The organism is Pseudomonas capeferrum (assembly GCF_013523055.1).
Taxonomy (GTDB): domain Bacteria; phylum Pseudomonadota; class Gammaproteobacteria; order Pseudomonadales; family Pseudomonadaceae; genus Aquipseudomonas; species Aquipseudomonas capeferrum_A.
The window spans coordinates 43,463-58,320 of record NZ_JAAMQM010000012.1 but is presented as its reverse complement, the minus strand read 5'-3'; the positions used below and the strand labels follow the sequence as shown (position 1 = coordinate 58,320).

The 14,858-nt window shown below is 63.1% G+C and carries 16 protein-coding genes; 9 read left to right on the top strand and 7 right to left on the bottom strand.

Annotation, left to right across the window (positions count from 1 at the left end; genetic code table 11):
• Positions 1–70 precede the first annotated feature (70 nt).
• On the bottom strand, positions 71–1,147 hold the full coding sequence (locus tag G7009_RS14825) for an endonuclease/exonuclease/phosphatase family protein (RefSeq protein WP_181130830.1): 1,077 nt from the start codon (positions 1,145–1,147) through the stop codon (positions 71–73).
• Positions 1,148–1,208: 61 nt separating this feature from the next.
• A complete protein-coding gene (locus G7009_RS14820; RefSeq protein ID WP_181130829.1) occupies positions 1,209–1,865 on the bottom strand; it encodes a YciC family protein in 657 nt (218 codons plus the stop codon).
• Between the two features lie 164 nt (positions 1,866–2,029).
• Between G7009_RS14820 and G7009_RS14815 the strand changes: the two genes are divergently transcribed.
• Entirely contained in the window at positions 2,030–2,767 is a 738-nt protein-coding gene (locus G7009_RS14815; protein WP_181130828.1) for a DUF2076 domain-containing protein, read from the top strand.
• Positions 2,768–2,851: 84 nt separating this feature from the next.
• A complete protein-coding gene (locus G7009_RS14810; RefSeq protein WP_181130955.1) occupies positions 2,852–3,331 on the top strand; it encodes a LabA-like NYN domain-containing protein in 480 nt (159 codons plus the stop codon).
• 45 nt (positions 3,332–3,376) lie between these two features.
• Here the strand turns inward: G7009_RS14810 and G7009_RS14805 are convergent, their stop codons facing one another.
• The gene (locus G7009_RS14805) at positions 3,377–3,835 is read right to left on the bottom strand and encodes an Lrp/AsnC family transcriptional regulator (RefSeq protein WP_181130827.1); all 459 of its coding nucleotides are present in this window, start codon (positions 3,833–3,835) and stop codon (positions 3,377–3,379) included.
• A gap of 153 nt (positions 3,836–3,988) precedes the next feature.
• Here G7009_RS14805 and yedA point away from each other — a divergent pair, with 153 nt between their 5' ends.
• Both yedA and G7009_RS14795 read left to right on the top strand, forming a co-directional pair.
• Positions 3,989–4,903 (top strand): drug/metabolite exporter YedA, encoded by a 915-nt coding sequence (gene yedA, locus G7009_RS14800; protein WP_181130826.1) that lies wholly within the window; start codon positions 3,989–3,991, stop codon positions 4,901–4,903.
• Positions 4,904–4,957: 54 nt separating this feature from the next.
• Positions 4,958–6,289: a DEAD/DEAH box helicase gene (locus G7009_RS14795; protein WP_181130825.1), complete on the top strand. Its 1,332-nt coding sequence runs from the start codon at positions 4,958–4,960 to the stop codon at positions 6,287–6,289.
• 505 nt (positions 6,290–6,794) lie between these two features.
• Here the strand turns inward: G7009_RS14795 and G7009_RS14790 are convergent.
• Positions 6,795–8,066 carry a TIGR03862 family flavoprotein gene (locus G7009_RS14790; protein ID WP_181130824.1) on the bottom strand — a complete coding sequence of 424 codons (1,272 nt, stop codon included), beginning with the start codon at positions 8,064–8,066 and terminating at the stop codon, positions 6,795–6,797.
• A gap of 148 nt (positions 8,067–8,214) precedes the next feature.
• Positions 8,215–9,129 (bottom strand): histone deacetylase family protein, encoded by a 915-nt coding sequence (locus tag G7009_RS14785; RefSeq protein ID WP_181130823.1) that lies wholly within the window; start codon positions 9,127–9,129, stop codon positions 8,215–8,217.
• A gap of 117 nt (positions 9,130–9,246) precedes the next feature.
• Here G7009_RS14785 and G7009_RS14780 point away from each other — a divergent pair, with 117 nt between their 5' ends.
• From G7009_RS14780 to G7009_RS14765, 4 genes are all read left to right on the top strand, one after another.
• Complete coding sequence (locus tag G7009_RS14780) at positions 9,247–9,816, top strand: GNAT family N-acetyltransferase (protein WP_181130822.1); 570 nt, start codon at positions 9,247–9,249, stop codon at positions 9,814–9,816.
• Between the two features lie 97 nt (positions 9,817–9,913).
• A complete protein-coding gene (gene tesB, locus G7009_RS14775) occupies positions 9,914–10,783 on the top strand; it encodes an acyl-CoA thioesterase II (RefSeq protein ID WP_181130821.1) in 870 nt (289 codons plus the stop codon).
• On the top strand, positions 10,780–11,370 hold the full coding sequence (locus G7009_RS14770) for an HAD family hydrolase (protein WP_181130820.1): 591 nt from the start codon (positions 10,780–10,782) through the stop codon (positions 11,368–11,370). The genes tesB and G7009_RS14770 overlap by 4 nt, the downstream gene beginning before the upstream one ends.
• Before the next feature lie 86 nt (positions 11,371–11,456).
• Positions 11,457–12,467 carry a zinc-dependent alcohol dehydrogenase family protein gene (locus tag G7009_RS14765; protein ID WP_181130819.1) on the top strand — a complete coding sequence of 337 codons (1,011 nt, stop codon included), beginning with the start codon at positions 11,457–11,459 and terminating at the stop codon, positions 12,465–12,467.
• A gap of 51 nt (positions 12,468–12,518) precedes the next feature.
• Here the strand turns inward: G7009_RS14765 and G7009_RS14760 are convergent, their stop codons facing one another.
• Positions 12,519–13,106 carry an LOG family protein gene (locus G7009_RS14760; protein WP_181130818.1) on the bottom strand — a complete coding sequence of 196 codons (588 nt, stop codon included), beginning with the start codon at positions 13,104–13,106 and terminating at the stop codon, positions 12,519–12,521.
• Between the two features lie 348 nt (positions 13,107–13,454).
• Here G7009_RS14760 and azu point away from each other — a divergent pair, with 348 nt between their 5' ends.
• Complete coding sequence (gene azu, locus G7009_RS14755; RefSeq protein ID WP_181130817.1) at positions 13,455–13,904, top strand: azurin; 450 nt, start codon at positions 13,455–13,457, stop codon at positions 13,902–13,904.
• Positions 13,905–14,029: 125 nt separating this feature from the next.
• On the opposite strand, the gene nadE is transcribed toward azu, so the two are convergent.
• A complete protein-coding gene (gene nadE / locus G7009_RS14750; RefSeq protein ID WP_181130816.1) occupies positions 14,030–14,857 on the bottom strand; it encodes an ammonia-dependent NAD(+) synthetase in 828 nt (275 codons plus the stop codon).
• Between the last annotated feature and the right edge of the window lies 1 nt (position 14,858).

Below are 14,858 nucleotides of genomic sequence, written 5' to 3'. Positions count from 1 at the left end.
AGCACTGGTGGACCGCGGGCATCTCCGTTATCACCCCGTGGTCCGTCCATTGCCGTTCAGGCGGCCTTGGCTACCGTGCCGGCAACACCAACCGTGCACTGACCGGCAGATGATCCGAGATCTGCAAGGCATCCTGCTGCAATACCTTCGCGTCCAGGCGCTGCAGCCGTGGGCTGTGCAGCAGGTAGTCCAGGGTGCGATCAGGGGCAGCGATACCGGGATCGTTAGGGAAGTGGGTGAGCCAGGCGCTACGTTCGGCACCGCTGGCCTCGGCGTTATCGGGGATCATCGGGTACTTGTCCCATAGCAGGTGCAGGTCGCTGTCGGCGGAGTAGGCATTGCGCTGCGCGGCAGGCAGGCGGCGATGCTGACCCAGAGGCAGGAGATTGAAGTCGCCGCCGATGATCCACGGCGTGCCTTGGCTCTCCAGGCGATCGAGTACCTTGGCCACATGCTCGACCTGTCGACGCTGCAGATCGCTGCCAGGTCGGTAGGCCGACAATCGAGTATTGAGCACAGCGAGACGCCCGCTATCGCCCATGGGCAGGTAGCTGACCAACAGGGCTGGTTGGCCTTCCAGCAAGCGGGTGAAGGTGTTGTCGGCGGCGTTGGGCAACTGCAGGCGCTCGGCCTTGCCGATGGGATAGCGACTGAGAGTGGCCAGGGTGCGCCCGACACTGCCCAGGATATGCCGATCGGGAACAAAGTCGGCTTTCCAGTCATAAGCCTGCGCGGCGCAGGGATACAGATCGGCCAGACGCTCGCGCAGCAGCGCCAGTTGGTCTTGCTGGTCGGTGGCTTTGGCGCCTTTGTCCACTTCCTGTAGCAGCACGACATCCGGCTGTTCGGCACGAATCACCCGCGTCACTTCGTCGAGGTTGAAGGCCAGGTCTTGCGCGCTGGGACGCGTATCGGCGCCACGAGCCTGGTCGTGCCAGAAGACATAGCGCTTGCCGGCCAGGTACTGGATATTCCAGGTCATCACCTTGAGCGGCTGCCCCGGTACCAGCGCCGCAGCCTGGCTGCGACAACTGGCGGTGACGGGCTCGCGCGGGGCGGGCTGCCAGCCCAGGTACTTGGCGAGCAGCCAGAGCAGGGCGAACAGTAGCAGGAGAAACAGCAGGACGTTGCGCAGTAGTCGGGTCATCGGCTCGGCTTGTCGGTGCGGGTCGGCGCAGCATAACCGAGCCGTCGACCGACAGGCCAGCTCAAGCCCCTGCCTGCGCCTCCAGCAGCGTGAACAGGCGGTAGAGCACGACACTGCTGAACAGCTGCAGGAAACTGCCTAGGCTGTCGAGGGCCAGCTCCAGCGCCGGTTGTGGTTCGGGGAACAGCGACAGGAACAACCCATCGAGCAGCCAGATCGGCGCCAGCACCGCCAGCACGCAAACCAGGATCTGCATGAAGTGGCCGGTGGTCATCCGCGCGCTTTCGCGCATCGACTCCAGCATCGGCAAACCGCGCAGCACCAGCAGGTATTCGGCGAATACCAGGTTGATCATCACCCAGATCCCCGGCAGGACGAACAGCGCCAGGCCAGCCATGATCAGCAAGGAACTCACGAGGATCAGCAGCGCCAAGGCCGGCCATAACTGCACGGCGCGGGCGAACAGGTCACGTTTGGCCGTGAGCTGGCCATTGCTGCGGGTATCGAGGTAAAGAATCAGCGCCGCGCTGTACAGGGGGTAGAACAACAGGCTGACGAGCAGGCCATAGGTCGGCAGTGCCTGCTCGCCCATCTGGCGCAACAGCAACTGCGTGCACAGGGCCTCGAGGACCACCAGGGGCAAGCACAGCTGGGCGATTGCCAGCAGGTGGCGGCGGAAGAAATACAGAGAGTCTCGCAGAACGCTAAACGGATTCATCGGTCGACATCGCATGGAAGAAAAAGCAGGGCGTAACTTTAGCCCACACGCGGGGCATGCTGAAGAAAGTTTCACATGCCCAGTGATTGAATCAGAGCGCTGCGTCCCCATCTTTGAAGCAATCCGATGTACCGCCGCTTGTCGATTCTTGCATGAGGTTAGCCATGAACACTGAAGAACAAACCCTGATCGACGGCCTGTTTGGCAGGATCAAGCAGGCTGAGGATCCGAGCCAGCCGCGTGACGCGCAGGCTCAGTCGCGCATCGAGGAGCATGTCCGGCAGCAGCCCGCGGCACCTTACTACATGGCCCAGGCCATCCTCGTGCAGGAGGCCGCCCTCAAGCGCATGGATGAACAGAACAAGCAGCTTGAGGCCGAACTCAAGCAGGCGCGAGCCCAGGCTCAGGCTGCGTCGTCGGCAACGAATCCGGGCAACGGTGGCGGCTTCCTGTCGAGCCTGTTCGGTGCGGGTAGCCGTCCGCCAGCGCCGCAGCCCGAACGTTCGGTTGCGCCGCCCCCCGCGTCGGGCGGTGGCTGGCGCGAACCGGCCCGTCCTTATGGCCAGCCGCAACGATCGGGCTTCAACGCGGCTCCGGCCGCCGCGCGCGCAGGTGGCGGCGGGTTCATGAGTGGTGCCTTGCAGACGGCGGCCGGCGTTGCCGGGGGCGTGCTGCTGGCGCAAGGTATCAGCAGCATGTTCCATGATCGCCCCGAAGAAGTGGTCGAGGCCATCAAGGAAGAGCCGGCGGCAGCCAGCGACCAGGGTGGCTGGCAGGACGATGGCGCCCAGCACCAGGTCGCCGACAACACCGATCATGGACAGGACCAGGGCGGCTTCGCCGATACCGACTACGACAGCGATGAGGGCGGCTTCTTCTCGGACGACGACACCTTCGTCTGACACGTGCCACCCACCGCCCTGGCTGGCATACTGGTCGCCATCACGGCGTCAGTCTGTCGCCGGGCGGAGTGTCGAGGGCCCGTGTTGAAGAAGATCGCGTTGTTCGCCGATGTGCAGAACCTCTATTACACCGTGCGCCAGGCGCACGGTTGTCATTTCAATTACGCGGCGCTGTGGGCCGATGTCAGTCGCCAGGGGGAAATCGTCGAGGCCGTGGCCTATGCCATCGATCGTGGCGACAGCAAACAGCAGCAGTTCCAGCAAATCCTGCGCAACCTTGGCTTTACCGTACGTCTCAAACCCTTCATCCAGCGTAGCGACGGCTCGGCCAAGGGGGACTGGGACGTAGGCATTACCCTGGATGTCGTCGACGCGGCCTCGCGAGTCGATCAGGTGGTGCTGGCGTCGGGCGACGGCGATTTCGATGTCCTGCTCGAGCGGGTGATCCAGCGCCACGGCGTCGAAGCGGTGGTGTATGGCGTGCCGGGTCTTACGGCGCTTTCGCTGATCCGTGCCGCTAGCCACTACGTACCCATCGAAGGTCAGTTGCTGCTGCGTCACTGAGACGCCCCCTGGCGCTTGATGCATGTGGCTTGCCAAGTGGCGGGCTCAGGCCTTTTTTCCACCATTGTCGAGATGATCCAGGGGCACGCGCCGGTCGATGGCGCTGGAGAGCACGATCGAGGTCTTGCTGAAGCCGAACTGGGCGATCTGGTTGATCAGGTCCTCCAGCTCGTTCATCGAGCCGACGGCGGCCCGCATGATCACGCAAGGATCACCGGTGACCCGGTGGCACTCGGTCAATTGGGGAATACGCGCCAGCGCCTCGTAGGTCTGTGGGTTGCCGTGGCTGCCCAGGCGTAATTCGATCAAGCACTGAATCGGCAGGCCGATCTTGCCCAGGTCGACCTTGGCCTGGTAGCCCGTGATGACACCGCTGGCCTCGAGCTTGGCAACGCGTTCGGCCACGGCCGGGGCGGACAGATTGACCTTGCGCGCCAGTTCCGCATAGCTCGCGCGACCGTTTTCCAACAAGGCGCCAAGCAGCAGGCGATCATATTTATCCATGGTGCTCCGGTGCGTTGCACATTCGATGGTCAAACCCCTGAACTTCCGTTCAATGAAAAGCAAACAGGCGTATCAACGTTGTTTTGCTGCTTATGTTCGGTAGAAGCCTTTCCTAAACTAAGTCACCTGAAAACGGATTTCGAGTACTTTCCCATGCCTGCCTCTTCTCGTTACCCCTGGCTGCTGATCGGCGCCTTCTTTGCCCTGTATTTCGTCTGGGGCTCCACCTATCTGGTGATCCGGATCGGCATTGAGTCGTGGCCACCCATGCTCATGGCGGCCACGCGGTTTCTGGTCGCCGGCGCACTGCTTTACGCCTTCCTGCGCTGGCGCGGAGCTCCGGCGCCCACCTGGCCGCAATGGCGCGCGGCGGGGGCGATCGGTTTTCTGCTGCTCAGCTGTGGCAACGGCGGCGTGACACTGGCCGAGCATGCCGGCATAGCCTCGGGTGTAGCGGCATTGGCTATCGCCACGGTGCCGTTGTTCACCCTGGTCTTCGGCTTGCTGTTCGGGTATCGCAATTCCAGGCTGGAGTGGGCCGGTATCCTGATGGGGCTGCTGGGGATAGGCCTGCTCAACCTGGGTACGAACCTGCAGGCCAGCCCCATGGGCGCGGCACTCATCCTGTTTGCGGCCGCCGCCTGGGCATTCGGTTCGGTGTGGAGCAAGACCCTGCCGCTGCCCCAGGGCGCCATGGCCAGCGCCGCGCAGATGCTGGTGGGCGGCGCTGCGCTGCTGCTGGGCAGCTTCCTCAGTGGCGAGCGCCTGACACAGATGCCCACCGCGGCCGGTTGGGGCGCGTTGGCCTATCTGATCTTCCTGGGCTCGATCCTGGCCTTCAGTGCCTATATGTACCTGCTCAAGCACGTGCGCCCCGCGGCGGCGACCAGCTATGCCTACGTCAACCCGGCGGTGGCAGTGTTGCTGGGCATACTGTTCGCCAACGAGCGCATCGGCGTGGAGGAATGTCTGGCCATGGCGGTGATCATCGGGGCCGTGGTACTGATCGGTCTGCCGCAATGGCGCAAGCCGTCCGCTACCTCCTTGAAGGGCGAAATGTGCAAGTGAAGCAGGGTGTTGCGGTAAACTGCCGCCTTTGCTGAACCCCCTGACGGTACCGCCATGACTTTCGCCAAACTCGGCCTGATCGAACCTTTGCTGCGCGCTCTGCAACACCTGGACTACAACACGCCGACCCCGGTCCAGGCTCAGGCCATCCCTGCCGTGCTCGCCGGACGCGACCTGATGGCCGCCGCCCAGACCGGGACCGGCAAGACCGCGGGGTTCGCCTTGCCGGTCTTGCAGCGCCTGGCGATGGAAGGCGCCAAGGTCGCCAGCAATTCGATCCGCGCGCTGGTACTGGTGCCCACCCGCGAGCTGGCCGAGCAGGTTCATGCCAACATCCGCGAATACGCCGAGCACCTGCCGGTCAGCACCTATGCCGTCTACGGCGGGGTCAGCATCAACCCGCAGATGATGCGCCTGCGTCGGGGCGTCGATCTGCTGGTTGCCACGCCCGGCCGCCTGCTCGACCTGTTCCGCCAGAATGCGCTGAAGTTCAACCAAGTCCAGGTACTGGTGCTCGACGAGGCCGACCGCATGCTCGACCTCGGCTTTGCCGAAGAGCTGCGGGCGGTCTACGCGGCGCTGCCGACCAAGCGCCAGACCCTGCTCTTCTCGGCTACCTTCTCCGACGAGATCCGTATGTTGGCGGGCCTGGCGCTCGACAACCCGGTGAGCATCGAGGTCAGCCCGCGCAATGTCACCGCCAGCACGGTCAAGCAGTGGCTGGTACCGGTGGACAAGAAGCGCAAGGCCGACCTGTTCTGCCATTTGCTGCGCAAACAGCGCTGGAAGCAGGTGCTGGTGTTCGCCAAGACCCGCAACGGAGTCGACCAACTGGTCGAGCGCCTGCGCGAGGAGGGCGTCAATGCCGACGGTATCCACGGCGACAGGCCGCAGGCGACCCGGCAGCGCGCGCTGGACACCTTCAAGGCCCGGGAAGTCCAGGTCCTGGTCGCCACCGACGTGGCCGCCCGCGGGCTCGATATCGACGACCTGCCCCTGGTGGTCAACCTCGACCTGCCGATCGTAGCGGAGGACTACGTGCACCGTATCGGTCGCACGGGCCGGGCGGGAAACAAGGGCGAGGCGATTTCCCTGATCTGCGCCGACGAGGTGCAGCAGCTGTCGGCCATCGAGACCCTGATCCGCCAGACCCTGCCTCGTCACGAAGAGCCGGACTACATCCCGGAGCATCGCGTGCCATTGACCGATGCCAACGGGCAAGTGGTGAAAAAACCGAAGAAGCCCAAGAAACCAAAGGAAAGCGGCGGCAAACGTGGTCTGGGACGTTGGATGGACAGCGCCGAACCGACGCTCTCGGAACCGCAAGTCAAGGCAGTCCGCAAGGTGCCGAGCTTCAATGGGGGGCCGAAGAAGCGAAAGCCGTGACAGGCTTTTATGACAACACCACGTAAAAGCAACGAGGGGAACGTACGCGACGCAGACGCGCTGCAAATGGAGGCGTGGCAATTGAGGGCACGGGCTTGAGGTGATCCTCACGAGCCGAGGGTAACGTGGACGAGAGCTCCCCCCGCAAATAGATGAGAGTGTTGGGAAAGCCTGCTGGTAGGCGCATTGTCTGCCAGTTAAGCAGCATCATTCGATTTCAAGGCTTGAGTTTAGCCTTCGGCTTTCAATCCTCTGTGAAGGTGATGGCCTATCGCGGGGCAAGCCCGCTCACCACCGAAGGGTGTCTGCGCTGCTCCACGCACCGGTGGTGAGCGGGCTTGCCCCGCGATAGGCCATCAGCTTAATAGAGCGTTCAGGAGTGCCTGATGAGCTTCAGCCTCTAAAATCGAATGATTGCCTTAATTGACAGGCATCAGCCGATAGCCGCTTTTCGTTTAGCGCGCCTATCGGCTTGCTGCATAACGCCATTTCACCCCAGCTGTGCCTAAAGTGGGACAGACGACGATTTCTTATCCGTTTCAGAATTCGTCACCCACCGCGCCGCTGCCGTCCCCGCGCGTTTCCCACTGGCAAAGCAGGCGGTGAGCAGATAGCCCCCGGTGGGTGCCTCCCAATCGAGCATTTCCCCGGCACAGAACACGCCAGGCTGGAGCTTGATCATCAAGCCCTGGTCCAAGCCTTCGAACCGCACGCCGCCGGCGCTGCTGATGGCTTCGTCCAAGGGGCGCGGCCGCACCAGGACGATCGGCAGGGCCTTGATCGCCCGTGCCAGCGCTGCCGGATCGGCGAAGGTCGTCTGATCGGTCAGCTCACGAAGCAGTGCCGCTTTCACCCCATCCAATCCCAACTGGCTCTGCAGGTGCTTGGCCAGCGAGCGAGAGCCGCGTGGTTTGGACAGGGCGTGGATGATCTTGTCCACAGGCCGATCAGGGAGCAGGTCGAGAAGCACTGTGGCGCTGCCTTCGCGATTGATGGCTTCACGCACTTGCGCCGACCAGGCATAGACCAAGCTGCCCTCGATACCCTGGGCGGTAAGGACGCATTCGCCCTTGCGCGAGGCGCTGCCGTGCATGGCCAGCGCAATGTTCTTCAGCGGGGCGCCCGCGAACTTTTCCTTGAGCAGGTCGCTCCAACCCGCGACCTCGAAGCCGCAATTGCTGGGCTGCAACGGCGAGATATCCACACCCCGTTCGGCCAGCAGGGGCAGCCATGCGCCATCGGACCCCAGCCGAGCCCAACTGCCACCGCCGAGAGCAAGCACCACGGCATCGGCGGGCACGATCGACTCACCCTGTGGATAAGCGAAGCGCAAGCTGCCATCGCTGTTCCAGCCCAGCCAGCGATGACGGGTGTGGATAACTACGCCGCTGTCGCGCAGACGCTTGAGCCAGGCTCTAAGCAAGGGCGCGGCTTTCATGTCGCGTGGGAACACGCGTCCCGAGGTGCCAACGAAGGTTTCGATCCCCAACCCGTGAATCCACTCCCGCAGCGCATCTGCGTCAAAGTCCCGGAGCAGCGCGTCGATTTCCCCGGAGCGCTCGCCATAACGGGAGACAAAAGCCGGATAGCCTTCGGAATGGGTAATGTTCATCCCACCTACCCCGGCCAGCAGGAACTTGCGCCCCACCGAAGGCATGGCGTCGAATACCTGCACCGCAACGCCTGCCGCTGCCAGGACTTCGGCCGCCATCAGGCCGGCAGGTCCCCCACCGATGATGACTGCGCGAGGAGGAGAGACGGGGCGTTCTTCGGTCATGGCGGCTGCGGGTTGTGGAAAAGAGGCGGCATTCTAGCGCAGCCGGGTGCTTCAAAGCACTGTACAAAAAACGTACAGAAGCCTGGAGGTCAGGCACTTAAAGGGCTTGAGCTTCTTTCGCTCAGGTTATCCACAGGCGGTTCCACAGTCATTGTGAGTAACCCATTACCCGGCTTGCGCTGTGATGAAGGATACCGTGGCGACGCGCAAGCGCATGACGGTCCTTGCTGTAGCCGCCGCCGATCACGCCCATGACAGGGATATCGCGGCCCAGGCAATGACGCAGGACCGCTTCGTCGCGAGCGGCCAGGCCCTGGTCTGTCAGTTGCAGATAGCCCAAGGCATCATCCTTGTGCACATCCACGCCGGCGTCGTACAGCACCAGGTCTGGCTGGTACAACGGCAGCAGGTAGTTGAGCGCGTCGTCCACGACCCTGAGGTAGGCCTCGTCGTTCATACCGCGTGGAAGAGGTATGTCCCAGTCGCTCTGGGCCTTGCGCGCCGGAAAGTTCTGTTCGCAATGCAGCGAGACGGTAATGGCGTCGGGCGTGTCGTGGAGGATGCGTGCCGTGCCATCGCCCTGATGCACGTCGCAATCGAAGATCAGCACCCGATGCACGCTGCCGGCCTCGAGCAGGTAGCGGCTGATGACCGCCAAGTCGTTGAAGATGCAGAAGCCCGCCGGGTGATCATGGTGCGCATGATGAGTGCCTCCGGCCAGGTGGCAGGCAACGCCGTGCCGCAAGGCCTGTTCGGCGGTCAGCAACGATCCGCCCACCGCGCGAACGGTGCGTCGAGCCAATGCTTCGCTCCACGGCAGGCCGAGGCGGCGTTGGTCTTCGCGTGACAGCTCACCGTGCAGGTAACGCTGGATGTAATCGCGATCGTGGGCCAGGGCGAGAATATCGTCGGGGCAGATCGCCGGGCGCAGCAACGCAGCGTCCGTGGTCAGGCCGCTGTCGACCAGGTGATCGCGCAGCAAGCGAAACTTGTCCATGGGGAAGCGATGCTCGGGCGGAAACTCCGGGCTGTAGTCATCGTGGTAGATCAGCGGCAACGGCATGATGATTTCGCAGTCTGGGCCAGTGCCGATCTTGCCAGTAGTAAGGCCATCGACGCTATCCTCCGATGCCGTCCCGGCGATCCGGAGATACACTTGAAGGCAAACAGGAGCCGCGCCATGACCCCGATTCTGCGGATGGAAAGTGCCCGACTGGTACTGCGCCAGTGGCGGGACGACGACCTGGACGAGTTTGCCGCCATGTCTGCCGACCCCCAGGTGATGCGTTATTTTCCGGCGCCACTGACACGGCTGGAAAGCGCCGCCCTGATCGGTCGCATACGCGGTCATTTCAATGAATACGGTTTTGGACTCTGGGCTCTGGAACGCAGTGACAGCGGCGCCTTCATCGGCATGACCGGGCTTCTTCACGTCAGCTTCGATGCCGACTTCGCGCCTGCCGTGGAGATCGGTTGGCGCCTGGCGCGGCGTCACTGGGGCCTGGGATTCGCCAGCGAAGCGGCCTGGACCTGCCTGCGTTGCGCGTTCACGCAATTGCGTCTGGACCAGGTGGTCTCGTTCACCAGCCAAACCAACCTGCCGTCGCAGAAAGTCATGCAGGCCATCGGCATGGTCCAGGACCCGCACGGCGGTTTCGAGCATCCCCGCCTGCCACCGGGGCACCCACTACGGCCACACGTGCTGTACCGGATCGACCGCGCGCACTGGCAGCAAACGCAGCACGGCTGAATGGTGGTACATGCGCGGCAGCCTGGGTAAACCCCTGTATCATCCGCCCACAGAAACTAGCTGAAGCCGTGCCGAAGTGCCGCGAGGAGAGCCTTGAATGAGCCATGTGTTGGATGACCTGGTCGACCTGTTGAGCCTCGAGTCCATCGAGGAAAACCTGTTTCGCGGACGTAGCCAGGACCTGGGCTTCCGCCAGCTCTACGGTGGCCAGGTGCTGGGACAATCGTTGTCGGCGGCCAGCCAGACGGTCGAGCCGGAGCGCCACGTGCATTCCTTGCACGGGTACTTCCTGCGCCCTGGCGATGCCAGCCTGCCGGTGGTGTACTCGGTCGATCGGGTACGCGATGGGGGCAGCTTCAGCACCCGGCGCGTGACGGCCATCCAGAAGGGTCAGCCGATCTTCACCTGCAGTGCGTCGTTCCAGTATGACGAGGAAGGCTTCGACCACCAGGCGCAGATGCCGGATGTGGTCGGGCCGGAAAACCTGCCCACCGAGGTGGAACTGGCTCAGTCCATGGCTGACAGGCTGCCCGAGCGCATACGCGACAAGGTACTCTGTGCCAGGCCTATCGAGGTCCGCCCGATCACCGAACGTGATCCTTTCAATCCCAAGCCGGGTGAGCCGGTCAAGTATGCCTGGTTCCGCGCCGACGGCAATCTTCCGGACACTCCGGCATTGCACAAGTGGCTGCTGGCCTACGCCTCGGACTTCGGCCTGCTGACCACTTCTTTGCTGCCCCAGGGCAAATCGGTCTGGCAGCAGGATATGCAGATCGCCAGTCTCGACCACTCATTGTGGTTCCACCGCGACCTGCGCGCCGACGAATGGCTGCTGTATGCCACCGACAGTCCATGGGCGGGCAATGCGCGTGGCTTCAACCGAGGCAGTATCTACAACCGAGCAGGCCAACTGGTGGCTTCGGCCAGCCAGGAAGGCCTGATCCGTCATCGCAAGGATTGGACATGAGTCTCTCGGGGATCCGCCACTGGGTGTTCGACATGGACGGCACCCTGACCGTGGCAGTGCATGATTTCGTGGCGATTCGCGTTGCCCTCGAAATCCCGCTCGAGGAGGACATCCTCACGCACCTGGCGGCCTTGCCCGTCGATGAGGGCAAGGCCAAGCATGCCTGGTTGCTGGAGCACGAGCGCGAACTGGCGCTGGGTTCCCGACCGGCCACCGGCGCGGTCGAGCTGGTGCGCGACCTGGCCCAGCGTGGGTGTCGTCTCGGCATCCTGACCCGCAATGCGCGTGAATTGGCCCACGTCACCCTGGAGGCCATCGGCCTGGGCGACTGCTTCGCGGTCGAGCACATTCTTGGCCGCGACGAAGCGGCGCCCAAGCCCAGCCCGGATGGGTTGCTGAAGATCGCCAGCGCCTGGGCGGTATCGCCAAGCGAGCTGGTCATGGTCGGTGACTACCGCTTCGACCTCGACTGCGGCAGGGCGGCTGGGGCGCGGACGGTCCTGGTCAACCTGCCGGACAATCCCTGGCCGGAGCTTGCCGACTGGCATGCGTCCGACTGCCGAGCGCTGCGCAAGCTGCTTGACTGACAGGTCCGGACCTGTGACAGCGTCGGCGCGACGCATCCTGATGACCACTCGCTGGAAAACCTGCGGCCCTTCCAAGGAGAATCACCATGAGCAACAAAGCCATTTATCTGCAACCCGGTGGCGGTTACGACAAGGTCGAGGTCGGCACCCACGATGCCGCCGCGCCCCAGCCGGACGAAATCACCGTGCGGCTTCGTGCCAGTTCGCTCAATTACCACGACTACGCAGTGGTCAGCGGCATGTGGGGGCCCAGCGAGCGACGTATCCCCATGGCGGACGGCGCGGGTGAAGTGATCGCGGTCGGTTCCGCCGTCAGTGAGTTCACGGTCGGGGATTCGGTGGTCAGTACCTTCTTCCCGAGCTGGCAGAATGGTCAGGCTCATGTGGAGGGATTTGCCTCGGTCCCAGGCGATGGCGTGGATGGGTACGCCCGTCAGCAGGTGACGGCGCCAGCGACATCGTTCACCCTCGCGCCCAAGGGGTACAGCCACGCCGAAGCCGCGACCCTGACGACTGCCGGCCTCACCGCCTGGCGTGTGCTGATGAGCGACGATCACCTCAAGCCAGGCGATACGGTTCTGGTTCAGGGCACTGGCGGCGTCTCGATCTTCGCCTTGCAGTTCGCCAAGCTGGCGGGCGCCAGGGTCATCGCGACGTCGTCAAGCGATGCCAAGCTGGAACGGCTCGAGTCGCTGGGCGCCGATCACCTGATCAATTATCGCAGCACGCCACGGTGGGGCGAGAAGGTACGCGAGCTGACCGATGATCGCGGCGTCGACCATGTGATCGAAGTGGGCGGGCCGGCGACGCTGGAGCAGTCGATGATCGCCGCGCGCATTGGTGGCCATGTGTCCTTGATCGGGATCCTGACCGGCGTTTCCGGCCAGTTGCCGCTGGTGCAGGCACTGATGCGGCAGATTCGCCTGCAAGGCGTGCTGGTGGGTAGCCGCGCCCAGCAGCAGTCGATGATCCGGGCTATCGAAGCCGGAGGCTTGCGTCCAGTGGTCGACAGGCATTTCGAGCTGGAACAGATCGTCGATGCCTTCCGTTATCAGGAAAGCAACCGGCATTTCGGCAAGATCTGCCTGACGTTCTGAACCCTTCTGTCGCTGCCTCCGTTTGAAGATCGCAAGCGCCTTCGGGCAGGGTCAGCCAGGCGTCCTGTCGACCCATTTGGGTACCACGGGCGCCTGGAACTCGTCCATGGCGGCAAGCAGCTCCGTGGGCTGGTTACCCAGCATGAGCATGGCGCGGTGCTGAGGGCGAACGAAACCTTCATCCACCACATGGTCGAGAAAATCGCCCAGCTTGCTGTAGAAACCATTGACGTCCAGCAGACCCAGCGGCTTGGCGTGGTAGCCAAGCTGGCCCCAAGTCCAGACCTCGAACAGTTCTTCCAGCGTGCCCAAGCCTCCGGGCAGGGCGATGAAGGCGTCGCTCAGCTCGGCCATGCGCGCCTTGCGCGCGTGCATGCCGTCGACCACCTCCAGACGAGACAGGCCCTTGTGGCCGACCTCCGCATCCATGAGGCTTTGCGGAATGATACCGATGACTTCGCCGCCGGCGGCCATGGCGGCATTGGCGACAATGCCCATCAGGCCCACGGCGCCACCACCGTAGACCAAGGTCAGGCCACGCTGGGCAAGCGTCTGGCCCAAGGCGATGGCCGCATCACGATAAGCAGGGTTGGCGCCGGTGCTGGCGCCGCAGAAGACACACACGGAACGTACAGGCATTGCTTCTCTCCGGTAACCGAGGCGCACAGAGTAAAGGCCAAGCCTGTCCTTTCCAAGGCGCGGTCATTCCGGACGGGCGAACTCGCAACTGGCCGCGCCACTGGCACCACAGGCGTAAGCGGCCAGCAGGCTGCGCATGAAGCTACCAAGGGACATTGCGTCTACTCCTAAATGAGTGGTTGTCCCATCGTCCTGGATCAAGGCATGATGTGCTCTTGGATTTCCTGTATACAATCCATAGAACAATTTAACTGGCTGCGCCAGGATGCGACTTGACCCACATCAGCAAGGCGCTCCATGGTTTCAGGCAGACTCGCAACGATAAAAACCCTGCCAAGGAGATTCATGATGTTTGCGAAAGCTGTAGCGGTATCCCTGCTGACCCTCGCCAGCGCTCAAGTCTTCGCCGCCGAATGCTCGGTCACCGTCGATTCGACTGATCAGATGAAGTACACCACCAACGAATTCACCGTCGACAAGAGCTGCAAGGAGTTCACGGTAAAACTTACCCACTCCGGCGCGCTTGCCAAGAATGTCATGGGCCACAACCTGGTCATCAGCAAGACCGCCGACATGCAGGCCATTGCCACCGAAGGCATGAGCCAGGGTCTGGACAAGGACTACATCAAGGCGGACGACGCACGCATCATCGCTCACACCAAGATGATCGGCGCATCGGAAAAGGAAGATTCGGTCACCTTCGACACCTCGAAGCTCGAAGCCGGCGGTGACTACGGTTTCTTCTGCTCCTTCCCTGGCCATATCGCCATGATGAAAGGCAAGGTCATCGTCAAGTGACGTAGCAGAGAGGGCGACCTCAGCGTGTCGAACGCGCCAGCACGGTGATGACTCCGTGCTGGCGCGTTTACGTTTGGAGCCGACGTCCTTGAGTCTCCCCCGCAATCTCGCAACGTGCCTGATGCTCAAGGAGCGAAAGGCAGCTCGCGCTTGTGCTGGGTCTTCCTGTAAGCGCTGACGATGATCTCGGCAGTGCGATCGGCCACCTTTTCCCCATGCAGGAACGCATCGATCTCCTGATAGGTCACGCCATGAGCGGCCTCGTCAGGCTTTCCAGGTACAAGGTCTTCAAGGTCGGCGGTAGGCACTTTCTCCACCAAGGCTTCCGGCGCCCCGAAGCTGCGCGCGATGGCACGTACCTGATGCTTTACCAACCCGCTCAACGGGGCCAGATCGCACGCGCCGTCTCCGAACTTGGTGAAGAAACCCATCACCGCTTCGGCCGCATGATCGGTGCCGATCACCAGCCCCTGACGAGCACCGGCGATCGCGTACTGGGCCACCATGCGCATGCGTGCCTTGATATTGCCGACCACGAAATCGACCGTGGCCTCGGTCTCGCCTTCAAGCACCGTGACATTTTGCTTCAGGCCCTTGACGGCAGGCGCGATGTCGACGGTCTGCACTTCATTGGCCTTGATCACCTCCAGGCAGGCCTGTGCATCGTGCTCATCGTGCTGCACACCGTGTGGCAGGCGCACCGCGATGAAGGCATAGGCCTCGTCGCCGGTCTCGGCACGCAACTCGTTGATGGCACGCTGGGCGAGCAAGGCGGCCGACAGCGAGTCGACGCCACCGCTGATGCCCAGTACCAGAGTTTTGAGGCGGGCGTTTTTCAGGCAATCCTTGATGAACGTCACGCGCCGGGTGATCTCGGCCTCTAGCGCGGCGGCATCGGCTAACGGCGGCTGCACCTTGAGCTGTTGCGCAATCTCTCGCTGGACGGCTTGCATG